Source organism: Polynucleobacter hirudinilacicola (assembly GCF_002192535.1).
Lineage (GTDB): Bacteria > Pseudomonadota > Gammaproteobacteria > Burkholderiales > Burkholderiaceae > Polynucleobacter > Polynucleobacter hirudinilacicola.
Map to the genome: position 1 here is coordinate 201,257 of NZ_NAIA01000003.1, position 14,460 is coordinate 215,716.

13 protein-coding genes and 1 tRNA gene are annotated in these 14,460 nt (G+C 46.5%); 3 read left to right on the top strand and 11 right to left on the bottom strand.

All coding sequences use genetic code 11. The annotated features are described in order from the left end of the window. Positions 1-74: 74 nt before the first annotated feature. The 6 genes from B6A14_RS05205 to rpsU form a co-directional block, all read right to left on the bottom strand. Positions 75-755: a GntR family transcriptional regulator gene (locus tag B6A14_RS05205; protein WP_087909406.1), complete on the bottom strand. Its 681-nt coding sequence runs from the start codon at positions 753-755 to the stop codon at positions 75-77. Between the two features lie 114 nt (positions 756-869). Then, positions 870-946: transfer RNA gene (locus tag B6A14_RS05210), tRNA-Ile, on the bottom strand. A gap of 13 nt (positions 947-959) precedes the next feature. After that, a complete protein-coding gene (gene rpoD, locus B6A14_RS05215) occupies positions 960-3,473 on the bottom strand; it encodes an RNA polymerase sigma factor RpoD (RefSeq protein ID WP_087909407.1) in 2,514 nt (837 codons plus the stop codon). Between the two features lie 222 nt (positions 3,474-3,695). Further along, positions 3,696-5,642 (bottom strand): DNA primase, encoded by a 1,947-nt coding sequence (gene dnaG, locus B6A14_RS05220; RefSeq protein WP_087909408.1) that lies wholly within the window; start codon positions 5,640-5,642, stop codon positions 3,696-3,698. Positions 5,643-5,693: 51 nt separating this feature from the next. After that, positions 5,694-6,140 carry a GatB/YqeY domain-containing protein gene (locus B6A14_RS05225; RefSeq protein ID WP_087910283.1) on the bottom strand — a complete coding sequence of 149 codons (447 nt, stop codon included), beginning with the start codon at positions 6,138-6,140 and terminating at the stop codon, positions 5,694-5,696. A gap of 120 nt (positions 6,141-6,260) precedes the next feature. Continuing rightward, complete coding sequence (gene rpsU / locus B6A14_RS05230) at positions 6,261-6,473, bottom strand: 30S ribosomal protein S21 (RefSeq protein WP_011903537.1); 213 nt, start codon at positions 6,471-6,473, stop codon at positions 6,261-6,263. 77 nt (positions 6,474-6,550) lie between these two features. On the opposite strand from rpsU, the gene tsaD reads away from it, so the two are divergent. Then, positions 6,551-7,624 (top strand): tRNA (adenosine(37)-N6)-threonylcarbamoyltransferase complex transferase subunit TsaD, encoded by a 1,074-nt coding sequence (gene tsaD, locus B6A14_RS05235; protein ID WP_087909409.1) that lies wholly within the window; start codon positions 6,551-6,553, stop codon positions 7,622-7,624. Between the two features lie 6 nt (positions 7,625-7,630). Here tsaD and folE2 read toward each other — a convergent pair whose 3' ends face one another. Genes folE2 through xseB form a run of 4 tightly spaced genes read right to left on the bottom strand, consistent with a single transcriptional unit; the run spans position 7,631 to position 11,529 of the window. Beyond that, positions 7,631-8,458, bottom strand: a complete 828-nt coding sequence (folE2, locus tag B6A14_RS05240) for a GTP cyclohydrolase FolE2 (RefSeq protein WP_087909410.1) — start codon at positions 8,456-8,458, stop codon at positions 7,631-7,633. 25 nt (positions 8,459-8,483) lie between these two features. Further along, positions 8,484-10,394, bottom strand: coding sequence for a 1-deoxy-D-xylulose-5-phosphate synthase (gene dxs / locus B6A14_RS05245; protein ID WP_407947074.1), 1,911 nt, complete (start codon positions 10,392-10,394; stop codon positions 8,484-8,486). A gap of 11 nt (positions 10,395-10,405) precedes the next feature. Continuing rightward, positions 10,406-11,296, bottom strand: coding sequence for a polyprenyl synthetase family protein (locus B6A14_RS05250; protein ID WP_087909412.1), 891 nt, complete (start codon positions 11,294-11,296; stop codon positions 10,406-10,408). Continuing rightward, the gene (xseB, locus tag B6A14_RS05255) at positions 11,296-11,529 is read right to left on the bottom strand and encodes an exodeoxyribonuclease VII small subunit (protein ID WP_087909413.1); all 234 of its coding nucleotides are present in this window, start codon (positions 11,527-11,529) and stop codon (positions 11,296-11,298) included. The genes B6A14_RS05250 and xseB overlap by 1 nt, the downstream gene beginning before the upstream one ends. 161 nt (positions 11,530-11,690) lie before the next feature. Between xseB and B6A14_RS05260 the strand changes: the two genes are divergently transcribed. Then, a complete protein-coding gene (locus B6A14_RS05260; RefSeq protein WP_087909414.1) occupies positions 11,691-12,797 on the top strand; it encodes an aromatic ring-hydroxylating oxygenase subunit alpha in 1,107 nt (368 codons plus the stop codon). Between the two features lie 46 nt (positions 12,798-12,843). Further along, on the top strand, positions 12,844-13,677 hold the full coding sequence (locus B6A14_RS05265) for a sulfurtransferase (RefSeq protein ID WP_087909415.1): 834 nt from the start codon (positions 12,844-12,846) through the stop codon (positions 13,675-13,677). A gap of 4 nt (positions 13,678-13,681) precedes the next feature. On the opposite strand, the gene B6A14_RS05270 is transcribed toward B6A14_RS05265, so the two are convergent. Next, the gene (locus B6A14_RS05270; protein ID WP_087909416.1) at positions 13,682-14,455 is read right to left on the bottom strand and encodes a ZIP family metal transporter; all 774 of its coding nucleotides are present in this window, start codon (positions 14,453-14,455) and stop codon (positions 13,682-13,684) included. Between the last annotated feature and the right edge of the window lie 5 nt (positions 14,456-14,460).

The following is a 14,460-nucleotide window of genomic DNA, read 5'->3' on the forward strand; positions in this document are numbered from 1 at the left end:
AAAACATATCAATGTTATAACAAATAACATTAATCTAGATAAATAAATCACCAACCCTTATGGAAACAACGGATTTAATCTAACAAATTACAGATATCAAGTCGAGCGCTATCAATATCAGCACGAATAGCTTGGGCAACCCCAACGCCATCACCCTTCTTAAGAGCATTGAGGGCTGCTAAATGATGTTTATGCCTCTTCTGTCCCGGGTTATATGCTGGTAGCGCCAGATTTAATGTGGGCCCACAGCGAAGCCAGGCCCCCTCAATAGCCTGCAAAAGAATAGCTTGATTGGCAAGCTTGTAGATCCCAAAATGAAACTGGTAGTGGGCATCTAAATAAGAGGCTAGGTTACCGGTTTCCGCCAAATCCTTCATCCGATTCAACATTTTTGAAATTTCAACTATTTCTGCTCTGCTTGCATTTTTAGCAGCAGCCTCAGCAGCCAATGGTTCAAGACTGCTGCGTATCGACATCAATTGATCAAACTCATTGGCGTTCAATAAAGGCACTGAAGCGCCGCCGCCTTGCCCGACACCACCCCTCTCGAGTACATTTTCAGCGGCCAAGCGATTAATAGCATCACGAACAGGCGTAAGACTAATGCCGAGATCCTGCGCAACTTTCCTCAAAATAATCCGCTCACCAGGCACAAACTTACCCGCTAATAATGCACTTTTCAAAGAAAAGTAGGCCTTATCCCAAAGGGTGTCCTTATTAATCAACTTAAGACCGCTCTTCGAAACACTTGGCATTAGGAATTTATCAAAAAATAGAATTAGCTTCAATATAAATCAAAATCTAAACACACCTTCAAGCAATCTTGAAAAGACAAAACCCCCACCATTGCTGATGAGGGTTTGCTTTTCTGGTGGGCCCACCAGGACTTGAACCTGGGACCAAAGGATTATGAGTCCTCTGCTCTAACCAACTGAGCTATAGGCCCGTTAATCTTTGGTTCAATCCTCTTCGAGGAAAGTCTTGAGTTTATCGCTGCGGCTTGGATGACGCATTTTACGGAGTGCCTTAGCTTCAATCTGACGGATACGCTCACGCGTTACATCAAATTGTTTGCCCACTTCTTCGAGAGTGTGGTCTGTACTCATCTCAACACCAAAGCGCATACGCAATACTTTTGCTTCACGTGGTGTTAATGAATCCAGAACGTCTTTAACAACGTCACGCATTGATTCATGCAGGGCTGCTTCCGCTGGAGCCAAGGTATTGCCGTCCTCAATGAAGTCACCCAAATGAGAATCTTCATCGTCACCGATTGGAGTCTCCATCGAGATTGGCTCTTTAGCAATCTTCATGATCTTACGGATCTTGTCTTCCGGAATCTCCATCTTCAGTGCCAAGGTTGCAGCATCTGGCTCATGACCAGTTTCTTGCAAGATCTGACGACTGATACGGTTCATCTTATTGATCGTCTCAATCATATGAACTGGAATACGGATCGTACGTGCTTGGTCAGCAATAGAACGGGTAATCGCCTGACGAATCCACCAAGTAGCATAGGTAGAGAACTTATAGCCACGACGGTATTCGAACTTATCCACCGCCTTCATCAAACCGATATTACCTTCTTGAATCAAATCCAAGAACTGCAAACCACGGTTGGTGTATTTCTTGGCGATGGAGATTACCAAACGCAAGTTGGCTACGGTCATCTCGCGCTTTGCTTCACGAGCGCGCTTCTCACCAGCGATCATCTGCTTGTTTACCTCTTTTAACTCAGGCAACGGAATGACGACATTCTTCTGAATATCAATCAACTTCTGTTGGAGTTCCTGAATCGCAGGTACGTTACGTTGCAAGAGAGCGGCATATGGCTTGTTCTCTTTGAGTAAATTATCTGTCCAAGTCAAATTCATGGACATCTTCGGAAACTCTTTTAATACTTCACCACGATTTACGCCAACTTTATCTACCAGTAAGCTCACAATACCGCGCTCAAGCTTCCATACTTGGTCAACCTGGGAACGCATCGTGTCGCATAACTTCTCAACACTTTTTGCAGTCAAGCGGAAACCGAGTAACTCGCCACGAATGAGATCTTGTGCCTTGATGTACGCTGGGCAGTTGTAGCCATCTTTATCAAACGCACGACGCATCTTGTCGGCTTGGGTACGAACAATGGCGAATTTCTCGAGAGAGATTTGCTTTAATTCTTCAAGCTGCTTGGCATTCGCTGTAGCAGCACCACCGCCACCGCCGCCTTCATCTTCACCCTCGTCTTCGCCTTCTTCAGCATCAGGATCAATCTCTGGCTCTTCAGGTCCAAGCTTAATATCTTCAGCGTTCGGATCTACTAATCCATCTACAAACTGGTCGATCTCCATCTCGCCACTAGCAATCTTGTCAACGTTAGCAAGAATTTCAGCAATAGTGACTGGGCAAGCGGCCAAAGCCATGACCATATCTTTGAGGCCAGCTTCAATCTTCTTGGCAATCACGATCTCGCCTTCGCGAGTCAGCAAATCTACGGTACCCATCTCGCGCATATACATGCGAACTGGATCAGTAGTGCGGCCGAATTCCGAATCAACCGTAGAGAGTGCTGCTTCAGCCTCTTCTTCGGCTTCTTCCTCAGAAGCTGCAGCTGCTGTGTTGTCAGACAGAATTAAGGTCTCTGCGTCTGGAGCTTGCTCGTAGACGGTGATACCAATGTCATTTAAAAGGCTAATCAAGGTTTCTAATGCATCGGCATCAGATAACTCATCAGACATCACGTCATTCATCTCGCCATGGGTTAGGTAACCCTTGGACATACCCATCTTGATCAAGGTCTTCAGGCGAGCACGACGTAACTCTTGTTGCTCTTCACTACCTAACTGCTGAGCAGCAAATTCTTTTAAGAGTGCTTTCTCTTTTGCTTTACGCTCACGCGCTTTTTGACGATCCGTTAATACTGGCTCTGCACCATCAGCAGGAACTTCAGCTTTTGCTTTACGACCGCGCTTTTTTTCTTCTTCAACTACGGGGGCAGCAGCTTCAACTGCCTTCACTTTTTTACCTTTGAGCTCTTCAACTTTTGGCGCTGCTGTTGCTTTACCTTTTTTTACTGGCTCAGCTTTTACTGTTTTTGCAGGAGCTGACTTTGCTGCAACTTTCACAGGCTTTGCTGCTGCCTTCGTTGCAACCTTAGTTGGAACCTTTACAGGTTTAGCGACTACCTTTTTCGCTGCTGGCTTTGCAACAGCCTTAGGCGCTGGTTTAGTAGCTTTTACTGGTTTAACTGGGGCCTTTGCTTTAGGCGCCGGCTTTGCTACTTTCTTGGCAACTGGCTTAGTTGGGGCTTTAGCTTTAGGGGCTGGTTTGGCAACCTTCACCGGTTTCGCTACTTTTTTAGCGACCGGCTTCACCAGGGCTTTAGCTTTGGACTTAGCTACAGGCTTAGCTGGAGCTTTGGTTGGCTTAGCTGATTTCTTAGCTACTGGCTTGGCTGGTTTTTTGGTCTTGGTATTAGGCATTTATTAGCGCTTACTCACATTACTGTTATTGATATCGACTGATTAAGTACAGCCTCGTAGTCCACTTGCCCCAAATTTCTTCAAAATAAAGCGCAAGTAGCTGAATTAATTCATTTTTTTCTTGGGAACAGAGGATTATAGTCGATTGCGACTTTTTTAGCCCTCATTTGCCTAAAAATAAGGGCTAATTTCAGGGGTTTCTAGTGGTCTTTGGATAAATTCTTAGGAGAATTTCAGTTTCTCGCCCAATTCCCGATATCTGGCTCGATCTTGGTCATTGGCGGTACTCCCAGCAATTTTTTGCGCAATCGCAGTCATTTCTTGCTTGAGGTGAGTCAGTTCTAGTTTTTTGAAAGCCCCTTCTAAATCCGCTTTAGCGCCATCCAGATCTAAATCAGAGCCCATCACCCGATTTCTGAGCACCTCGTATAAAGGAGCAAGCTCACTCCGGGAGAGTTGATCCTGGAACATGGCAAAAGCTCCGGCACCTACTGTTGCAGACTTTCCGTCCTCACTTGGAATCAATTCAACTAAATCGCATTGAGATAAGAGATCTTGCATCAAAGCAAGTGCTTTGACCGATCGCTGCTCTGCCGCTTTGAAGGCGAGTGCACGCTGATCACTATTCAACGCTTTTCCCAAATGGGGAAACTGAATGAGTACGCGCAACATTTGTTCCGCTAAATCGGTTGGCGCTTTAGGCGGTTCAATATTTTGTGTGGAAACTCTTTTTGCAGAACCTTTAGATGCTTGCCAAGGCGCGCCCTGCCGATTGCTATTAGCAAAATTATTTTGATTATTTTGTGATCTTGCTGGGGCAGCTTGATATGAGGATTGCTGTGTAGCAGCTGGAACTACAGTTAAACCGCAAAATGATTCCAGTTCTGCTGGTGTTGTATTAGTTCGAATCGCGAGCTCACGCAAAATCTGAGTACGCAATGCAATCGGAGGCATTGAAAGCAGTAAGGGCTTGGCTGCATGATGCGTATGGGCTCTACCCTCTGGGGTACTTAACTCATGGTCTTCGCTGACAACCTTAAAGAAGAAGCTTGAGATAGACATGGCCTCTTTAATCACTTTTTCAAAAGCAGGTGCACCATAAGCACGAACATAGCTGTCCGGATCATGCTCAGTTGGCAAGAATAAGAAACGAATTTCTTTATCATCCGACATGAGTGGTAAGCAGGCTTCTAATGCACGCTGTGCCGCACGTTGACCGGCAGAGTCACCATCGAATGAGAAAACCACCTTGTCCGTTTGTCTTAGTAGCATACGCACATGGTTTGCAGTACAAGCTGTGCCCAAAGTTGCTACTGCATTTGGGAACCCCAACTGTGCAAGTGCCACCACATCCATATAGCCTTCGCATACCAATACAAATTCTTGCGCACGAATTGCTTGTCTTGCTTCAAATAATCCGTAGAGCGTATTGCCCTTAGAAAACAGTGGTGTCTCAGGAGAATTTAAATACTTTGGTTCGCCTTGATCCAAGATGCGGCCACCAAAGCCAATCGTTTGACCTTTGGGATTACGAATCGGGAACATTACACGATCACGGAAGCGATCATAGCGCTTAACTGGAGAGCCCTCAGACTGTTCACCCTGAATGACCAAGCCACCCTCTACCAAGGTCTTAGCTACTTCATCATTGGTATAAGGACCAAAGACAGCCTCCAAACCCTGCCAACCATCTGGGGCATAACCCAAGGCGTAGCGTTTAGCGATCTCACCAGTGAGGCCGCGACCCTTTAAATATTCCACCGCTCTAGCGTTGCCTTTGAGTTGCTGGCGATACCAATCAGCCGCCGAGCTCATTACTTCACTTAATGCCATAGCTTGCTGCTGTCTTGCGACATCATTGGCAGTGCGCTCTTCGCGCGGCACATCTAAGCCTGCAGATCTTGCTAAATCTTCAATCGCATCCACATACCCAAGACCGGAATACTCCATCAAAAAACTAATGGCTGATCCATGGGCTCCACAACCAAAGCAGTGATAGAACTGTTTAGTAGGCGAAACGGAGAATGAAGGAGATTTCTCTGAATGGAAGGGGCACAAACCTTGATAGTTTGCGCCGGCCTTTTTTAACTTTACGTGCTGCCCAACCACATCAACGATGTCAACCCGATTTAAAAGATCGGCAATGAAGGATTGTGGAATGAGCGCCATCAGGCTAGCAGTATGAAACTGTTTGATTGACTTAGCTAGTCTCTTAATTACTTATTTAGCGAGTGCGGCTTTTACTAAAGCAGAAACCTTGCCCATATCCGCCTTACCAGCCAATTGAGCCTTTAAGGTACCAATCACCTTGCCCATATCCTGTGGACCAGCAGCACCGGTGGAAGCGACTGCTGCAGCTACTGCAGCCTCCACTTCACCATCTGACATTTGAGCAGGCAAATAGGCTTGCAAAATAGCCATCTCAGCAGCTTCGATTGCTACTAAATCATCACGATTGGCTTTTTCAAACTGAGAGATCGAGTCTTTACGTTGCTTAATCATTTTTTCAACAGTAGCGATCACTGCGGCATCATCTAAAACGATCCGGTCATCCACCTCACGTTGCTTAATAGCAGCCAGCAATAAACGAATCGCGCCAAGACGTGCGGTATCTTTTGCACGCATTGCATTTTTCATATCTTCAGTGATTTGATCTTTTAGACTCATGGCATTTTCCTGATGTTGAAAATCTTTAGCTGTCGTTAGCAATTCAAAAAGCAAAAACCCGCTGCGTTTCACCGTCAGCGGGTTTCAAAGCTTCTCGGTGAAGAGAGCTTTTAAATTCTATTAGTAAAGCTTCTTAGGCAACATTTGGCTGCGAATACGCTTGTAATGGCGTTTTGCAGCAGCAGCCTTTTTACGCTTACGCTCAGCCGTTGGCTTCTCGTAAAACTCGCGGGCACGCAAGTCTGTCAAAAGACCATTTTTTTCAATGGTGCGCTTGAAACGGCGCAATGCCACTTCAAATGGTTCGTTTTCGCGGAGGCGGACTGTAGTCATACTTATTTAACTCGTATATGCTCGATAAATATCGAAAAATTAACTGAATTGCGATTCTAGCACGACCAAACCAAAAAATGATTGTTTTAGGAATAGAAACTTCTTGTGACGAGACCGGGGTGGCTTTATACAACACCACCCCCTGGGAAGAGGGTAAACCGGCATTCCAGGGCATTCTGGGCCAGGGTTTGCACTCCCAGATCGCCATGCACCGCGATTACGGGGGCGTAGTTCCAGAACTAGCCTCAAGAGACCATATTCGGCGTGTTTTACCCCTTTTAGACCAATCTTTAGCCCAATCTGGCCTCAAATTAACTGATATTGATGCCATCGCCTTCACCCAAGGCCCAGGTCTTGCTGGAGCCCTGCTAGTGGGCAGTGCTTTTGCCAAGTCCCTAGCTCAGGGTCTCAATTTGCCTTCAATCGGGGTCCATCACCTCGAAGGGCACCTACTTTCCCCGCTGTTAGGTCAAACCACCCCTCAATTTCCCTTTATTGCACTTCTGGTCTCAGGAGGTCATACCCAACTCATGAAAGTTTCTGGAATTGGCCAATATGAACTTTTAGGTGAGACCTTGGATGATGCTGCTGGCGAAGCTTTTGATAAGACCGCCAAATTATTAGGCTTAGATTACCCGGGCGGTGCTGCGATTTCTAAATTGGCTGAAAAGGGTCGTGTTGGAATTTTTGATTTACCAAAACCGATGCTGCACTCTGGCGATTTGGATTTTTCTTTCTCAGGCCTTAAGACTGCAGTTCTAAATCAAGTCAAAAAGTTTGAAGAAAAAAAGATTTCAGAACCTTCTGAGGTTGAACAATTTCATGCAGACCTTGCGCGTAGCTTTGTTGACTCCATTGTTGCGGTATTGGTAAGTAAGTCCGAGAAGGCGCTAAAGCAAACCAGTTGCAAACACTTAGTGCTTGCTGGCGGCGTGGGTGCAAATACACAATTACGTAATTCGCTCAATGACAAAGCAAAGAAAAATGGTTTTGAAGTGCACTACCCACCACTAGAACTCTGTACCGATAATGGCGTGATGATTGCATTTGCTGGAGCACTGCGTATGCTTGCTCAAAATAATGGCTCCACAACATCTGGAGCCTTTGACATCAAACCCCGTTGGGATTTGCAAAGTAATAATTTGATTTAGCTTGCTTTACTTTTTATGACTAATACGCGCAAAAGCACTGTGATTGTGAATCGATTCAAAGTTCTCAGCCTCAACCACAAAAGACCGGATACGCTCGTCAGCCTTGAGATTGCCGGCTACATCGCGTACTAAATCTTCGACAAATTTAGGATTGCTGTAGGAATGCTCAGTCACCCACTTCTCATCTGGACGCTTAAGTAATCCCCACAGCTCACTAGAAGCTTCGCTCTCTGCAGCAGTGATTAAATCTTCAACTGTCATTTTCGTTTGTGAATCGAGCATGACATCCATCGTGACATGAGAGCGCTGGTTATGCGCACCAAACTCTGAAATCTCTTTAGAGCAAGGGCATAAACTCATCACTGGTACCTGAGCGCGCAATCCCAACTCAACATCTAATTTACCTGCAGGGTTTTGTTTGGCTCTTGCCATCCAAGTCACTTCGTAATCCATCAAACTTTCAACACCTGATACTGGCGCTGCTTTTTTGACGAAGTGAGTGTAAGTAAATTGCACATGACCTTCTTTAGCATCTAGCAAAGGCAGCATATCGCGCACCATTGCAACTACTGTTGTGCTGTCAATAGCCATTGCTTGTTTTTGCAAGAGTGCCATGAAACGCGACATATGCGTTCCCTTCACATGCGCAGGCAGAGCTACATCCATCTCAAACTGACCAACAGATGGAAAGTCTCCAGATGCGCTACGAATAGTTAGCGGGTGACGTACACCACGAATACCAACCTGCTCAATTGGCAAGGCGCGCTCATCCAATGTGGATTGCACATCGGGCATTGCACTGGCTTTGAGAAAGGCGGGGTTCATGTCATTCATGACTCTATTTTCAAGCAAAATGGGCTTATTTGCCTGAAATTACTGAATTTGCCATTAATACCGCAGGAAAACGCTGCTTAATCGAATTAGCGATGCCTTCTGCATCCAGGCCGCACTTGGTCATGAGCAGGTTATAGTCGCCGTGCTCAATAAATTGATCCGGAAGACCTAACTGTAAAAGGGGTTTATTGATTCCCAGTTTTGAGAGCGCCTCTAAGCAAGCGCTACCTGCTCCACCCTGAATAGCGCCATCCTCAATCGTCACAAAATAATCATGGTCTGCTGCTAAAGATTTGATTAGATCAATATCGAGTGGTTTTACAAAACGCATATTGGCAACGGTTGCATCCATTCCTTCGGCAACCTCTAGCGCAGGGTATAGCAAAGTACCAAATGCCAAAATCGCTACACGATGCCCAGCAGGTGCATTTGATTTGCGACGAATCTCTCCTTTTCCAAATGGCAAGGTGCGCAGCTCTTTAGAAGGAATAGTGCCAACACCCGCGCCTCGTGGATAGCGCACAGCACTTGGGTGCGGTTGATGAAATGCAGTAGTTAAAAGATCGCGGCACTCTGCTTCATCTGCCGGTGTCATCACTAACATATTCGGAATGCAGCGTAAGTATGGAATATCGTAAGCGCCGGCATGGGTTGCACCATCAGCACCAACTAAGCCAGCACGATCTAATGCAAACAAGACTGGCAAATCTTGCAAAGCCACATCATGAATGAGTTGATCGTAAGCACGCTGCAAGAAAGTGGAATAGATCGCCACTACCGGCTTCATACCTTCACATGCCATACCAGCAGCAAAAGTCACTGCATGCTGCTCAGCAATACCGACATCGTAATAACGCTTCGGAAAGTTTTTCTCAAACTCAACAAGGCCCGAGCCCTCTCGCATCGCGGGTGTAATGCCGACCAGGAGGGGGTCTGCATTTGCCATATCGCACAACCACTCTCCAAATACCTGAGTGAAAGTTTTCTTGCTAGCGACAGTTTTTTTAACGCCCTCTTCAGGATTAAATTTACTAGGGCCGTGATAGAGCACAGGATCCGCTTCAGCCAATTCATAGCCTTGGCCCTTTCTGGTCACTACATGCAGAAACTGGGGGCCACTGCCTTCCAGGGCTAAGCGGCGTACGTTCTGCAACATCGGAATTAAGGCATCTAAATCATGGCCATCAATTGGGCCAAAGTAATTAAAGCCAAACTCCTCAAAAATAGTCGAAGGTGAAACCATGCCTTTAGCATGATCTTCAAGCCGTTTTGCAAACTCCCGCAGTGGTGGTGCGATTGATAAAACGCTATCGATTCCTTTTTTAGTAGCAGAGTAAATATTGCCGCTCAGCAATCTGGCTAGGTGGCGATTGAGCGCGCCCACAGCCGGGGAGATCGACATATCGTTATCGTTCAGAATAACTACTAATGGTAGGTCTTCATACACACCAGCATTGTTCATCGCCTCAAATGCCATGCCGCCAGTCATTGCGCTATCGCCAATAACGGCCACAGCAACATGACGCTCATCCTTTGTTTGAAATGCGCGTGCCATACCCATCGCCGCAGAAATACTAGTGGATGAGTGCCCAGTACCAAAGGCATCGAATTCGCTTTCAGAGCGATGTGGAAAACCTGACAATCCTTTGAACTGACGCAAGGTGCTCATACGCTCACGGCGGCCAGTCAGTATTTTGTGTGGATAACTTTGATGCCCTACATCCCATACGATACGATCGTCTGGAGTATCAAAGACATAGTGCAAAGCAATCGATAATTCCACCGTTCCCAAGTTGGATGAAAGATGTCCACCTGTTTTAGAAACCGAATCCAAAACAAATTGACGTAACTCATCAGCAAGCGCAGGTAATTCTTCGCGAGTGAGTTTTTTTAAATCTTCAGGAGAGTTGATGGAATCTAAAGTCATTAAATTGATTTAATCTGTATTTATTTCGCTCTATTCACCACTAAGAGAGCCAAATCTTTTAAAGCATCCGCCCTGCTACCAAAATCATCTAGGCTAGCAATTGCCGTTTCTTGCAATTCTTTAGCCTCCTTTTGGGCATAGTCTAAACCCATCAAGGTCACATAGGTGGGCTTATTGGCTGCCGCATCTTTACCTGCTGTTTTTCCTAGGGTTTGGCTATCGGCTGTTGCATCCAGCACATCATCAACGATCTGAAAAGCCAGGCCTAGGGCTGTAGAGTATTTCTGCAATTGGGCCAACTGAGCCGTATTAAGATGTGCTGCAATACCGCCCAACTCAACCGCACAAGAAAGTAAAGCGCCCGTTTTCATGGCATGCATTTGTTTTAGTCCGGCAAGATCTAACTTTTTACCAACACTCTCTAAATCAATTGCCTGGCCGCCTGCCATACCGCGCGAGCCAGAGGCGGCAGCTAAAGCGGCGATCATTTTCAAACGCGCATCCGCATCACACGGTGCATTTGCAAGAACTTCAAAGGCGCGGGTTTGTAGTGCATCTCCAACCAGTAATGCAGTAGCTTCATCAAATGCCTTATGCACTGTAGGACGACCACGACGTAAATCATCGTCATCCATACAAGGCAAATCATCATGTACTAATGAGTAGGCATGAATACATTCAATCGCAACGGCTGCAGCATCTAATACTTCAGTCTTTGCATCACCAAGTGAGCCAGCCGCATAAACCAGCAAAGGACGAATACGTTTGCCGCCACCCTGTGCTGCATAACGCATAGCTTCGTGCAAACGATTTGGAGTAGTGCCAGCAGAATCGAGCAGGCTATCTAATGCTGACTCGGCTTGCTCAGAGTGATGACTGAGCCACTCCTGAAATTGAAAAGCGGTAGTCATTAAGCCTCGAATACGCGAACTTGTTGCTCAACCTGAGCAAGAACACCCTGGCAATGCTTTAACAAAGCAGCACCGCGTTGATAGGCTAAAAGAGTCTCTTCCAAAGAAAATTTACCTGACTCCATATCTGAAATCAGCTTTTCGAGCTCTTTCACGGCTTGCTCGTAGCGAAGATCTGGGTCAATTTGGACCTCAAGGCCTGGTTTTTGAGTCTCTGACTTTTTGGCTGGCATAAGCTGATTCTTTCTTATTTCCTGTGCTAATAGGCCTACATCTTAAAGCGAGAAGCCCCTCGGATGGGTATAATCCATCCCTTCCTTTCCAATATCGATCCGTCGATGGTTGGATTGGTTATTCCGCTTAGCTTCGGCTGACGTTTTCGGGGGTGGGGAGAATGACTAATCTGGCTACCGCGCAGAAGCTTGCGCCGTCCAATCTGCAACTGCCGGTTTCGGCATATTTTGACGCTGAGCTGTATCAGCGGGAAATTGAACTGCTTTTTAAGCAGGGCCCTGGCTATGTTGGCCACGAACTCATGGTGCCTGAAATGGGCTCCTATCAAACTTTAAGCGCAGAAAATGAAGGTCGCATCCTGGTTCGCAATGAATCTGGTGTCGAGCTACTTTCCAATGTCTGCCGTCATCGCCAAGCACTCATGCTCAATGGCAAAGGTAAAGCAGACAATATCGTTTGTCCACTGCACCGCTGGACTTACGACTTAGGTGGTAATTTATTAGGCGCACCACACTTTGAAGACAAGCCTTGTTTAAATCTCGGGAAGTCCCCTTTGCAAAATTGGCAAGGACTTCTCTTTGAAGGTCCGCGCGATGTGCGCGCTGATTTAGCAAAACTGGGTGTAGCTGACGATCTCAAATTCGATGGTTATATTCTTGACCACGTTGAAGTGCATGATTGCAACTACAACTGGAAAACCTTCATTGAAGTCTATCTCGAGGATTACCATGTTGTACCGTTTCATCCCGGCTTAGGCAAGTTTGTTTCTTGTGAAGATTTGCATTGGGAATTTGGTGATTGGCATAGCGTACAAACTGTTGGCATTCATAAAGATTTACAAACCCCAGGATCACCTACATATCGCAACTGGCACGACGCAGTCTTGCGCCATTTTGGCGGCAAAGCTCCACGCCACGGGGCAATCTGGCTGACCTACTATCCCAACGTCATGGTGGAGTGGTACCCAGGCGTTCTCTGTGTCTCAACACTGCACCCAATGGGTCCGAACAAAACCCGCAATATTGTTGAGTTCTATTACCCAGAAGAAATTGCCTTATTTGAGCGCGAGTTTGTAGAAGCAGAGCGTGCTGCTTATATGGAAACCTGTATTGAGGATGATGAGATTGGCGAACGCATGGACCAAGGTCGTGCAGCCCTGTTTGCGCGGGGCATTAATGAAGTTGGCCCTTATCAAAGCCCAATGGAAGATGGTATGCAGCATTTTCATGAGTGGTACCGTCGCGTCATGAACTTTCAGGGCGCATAATTCAGAAACACTCTTCAACAACTCTGCCTTCAATATAGGAAGCTATATGACTCCTCTCATTAGTGCCAACCAGTTAGAAGAAATCCTCAATAGTGGCGAGAATGTTTTACTCTGTGATTGCCGCTTTGATCTAGTCAATCCAGAGGCCGGTAGAGAAGCCTACGAAGAGAGTCATATTCCTGGCGCTATCTATGTCGATCTTGATCAAGATATGTCGGGTAGCAAAACAGGGAGTAATGGTCGACACCCGCCCCCCTCGCCTGAAGCGTGGGCTAAAACCAAAGCGCGTTTAGGTATTAGTCCAAATACCTTAGTTGTCGCCTACGATAAACAAGGATCGGTGTATGCCAGCCGCCTTTGGTGGATGCTCAAAGCGACTGGACATGCCAATGTCCGAGTGTTGGATGGCGGTCTAGATGCTTGGAATGGCCCAATGGGCACCATGCCCCGCAAACCAACCCCTACTCCCCAAGCAATTGAGCCGATGCCTTATGTTGGCCTAGTTCTGGTTGATGAAGTAGTGGGCAATCTTCAGTCTCAGAAAAATCTCATACTGGATGCTAGGGCAAATGATCGCTTTCATGGTCAGAACGAAACCTTAGATCCTATTGGCGGACATATTCCAGGCGCAGCAAATCGTTTCTTTAAGGAGAATCTTTCGGCAACGGCATTTAAAACACCAGAGCAACTCTTCAAAGATTTTGTAGATCAACTTGGCTCCAGAAAGCCATCTGAAGTGATTCATCAGTGCGGTTCGGGTGTTACTGCCTGCCACAATCTTTTAGCAATGGAAGTCGCTGGACTCAGAGGCTCTCGTCTTTATGCGGGCAGCTGGAGTGAATGGTGTGCCGATCCTACAAGACCGGTTGCTACTGATTAAATCATTAATGCAGCAGCGATAGCAAGATTACGAATCCTACGCCGCACGCTATCAGAACTGTTTGACGCAATGACTCTACCCAATGAGGGCGGCGGTGCATTTGTGGAATTAAATCGCTCACTGCGATATAGATAAAACTACTCGACGCAATCACCAGAAGATAAGGCATTGCAGCGTGCGCCTTCTCTAAGAAGAAATAGGCCAACACTCCGCCGAGTACTGCTGCCAACCCACAAATCAGGTTGTACAACAATGCGCGAGCTTTTGAAAATCCCGCATTGAGCAACACAATAAAGTCACCAATCTCTTGCGGAATCTCATGAGCGATGATCGCTATTGCAGTAAAGATGCCAACCTGATAGTCAGCCATAAATGCAGCAGCAATCAAAATACCATCGACAAAATTATGAATGCCATCGCCTACCAAAATCATCCAACCGCTACGGCCTGCATTCTCAGCATCATGCCCATGATGGTGGTGATGACCATCACCTTCATGATGATGGTCATGACGTAGTAAGGCAATTTTCTCGAGCAAGAAGAAGCCCAAAAGCCCAGCGAGCAATGTAGCAAACAATAGTTGAGGGCTTGTACCCTCCATACTGAATGCCTCTGGCAATGAATGCAGCAAAGCGGTAGCTAGCAGAATACCGACCGACAAACTCACCATGTTGTTGACCATCTTCGCAAGCAACGCTACAGAAAAAGTAGCGGCCACTAATACGCTAGCAGCCCCTGCTAAGGCGGTCACAACGAGAATGATTTGCAGAACAGTCATGCGAA

What these genes read in the sequence shown, in the direction of transcription:
- B6A14_RS05205 (WP_087909406.1), bottom strand. Translation starts at nt 755, where the DNA reads ATGCCAAGTGTTTCGAAGAGCGGTCTTAAGTTGATTAATAAGGACACC.
- rpoD (WP_087909407.1), bottom strand. Translation starts at nt 3,473, where the DNA reads ATGCCTAATACCAAGACCAAAAAACCAGCCAAGCCAGTAGCTAAGAAA.
- dnaG (WP_087909408.1), bottom strand. Translation starts at nt 5,642, where the DNA reads ATGGCGCTCATTCCACAATCCTTCATTGCCGATCTTTTAAATCGGGTT.
- B6A14_RS05225 (WP_087910283.1), bottom strand. Translation starts at nt 6,140, where the DNA reads ATGAGTCTAAAAGATCAAATCACTGAAGATATGAAAAATGCAATGCGT.
- rpsU (WP_011903537.1), bottom strand. Translation starts at nt 6,473, where the DNA reads ATGACTACAGTCCGCCTCCGCGAAAACGAACCATTTGAAGTGGCATTG.
- tsaD (WP_087909409.1), top strand. Translation starts at nt 6,551, where the DNA reads ATGATTGTTTTAGGAATAGAAACTTCTTGTGACGAGACCGGGGTGGCT.
- folE2 (WP_087909410.1), bottom strand. Translation starts at nt 8,458, where the DNA reads ATGAATGACATGAACCCCGCCTTTCTCAAAGCCAGTGCAATGCCCGAT.
- B6A14_RS05250 (WP_087909412.1), bottom strand. Translation starts at nt 11,296, where the DNA reads ATGACTACCGCTTTTCAATTTCAGGAGTGGCTCAGTCATCACTCTGAG.
- xseB (WP_087909413.1), bottom strand. Translation starts at nt 11,529, where the DNA reads ATGCCAGCCAAAAAGTCAGAGACTCAAAAACCAGGCCTTGAGGTCCAA.
- B6A14_RS05260 (WP_087909414.1), top strand. Translation starts at nt 11,691, where the DNA reads ATGACTAATCTGGCTACCGCGCAGAAGCTTGCGCCGTCCAATCTGCAA.
- B6A14_RS05265 (WP_087909415.1), top strand. Translation starts at nt 12,844, where the DNA reads ATGACTCCTCTCATTAGTGCCAACCAGTTAGAAGAAATCCTCAATAGT.
- B6A14_RS05270 (WP_087909416.1), bottom strand. Translation starts at nt 14,455, where the DNA reads ATGACTGTTCTGCAAATCATTCTCGTTGTGACCGCCTTAGCAGGGGCT.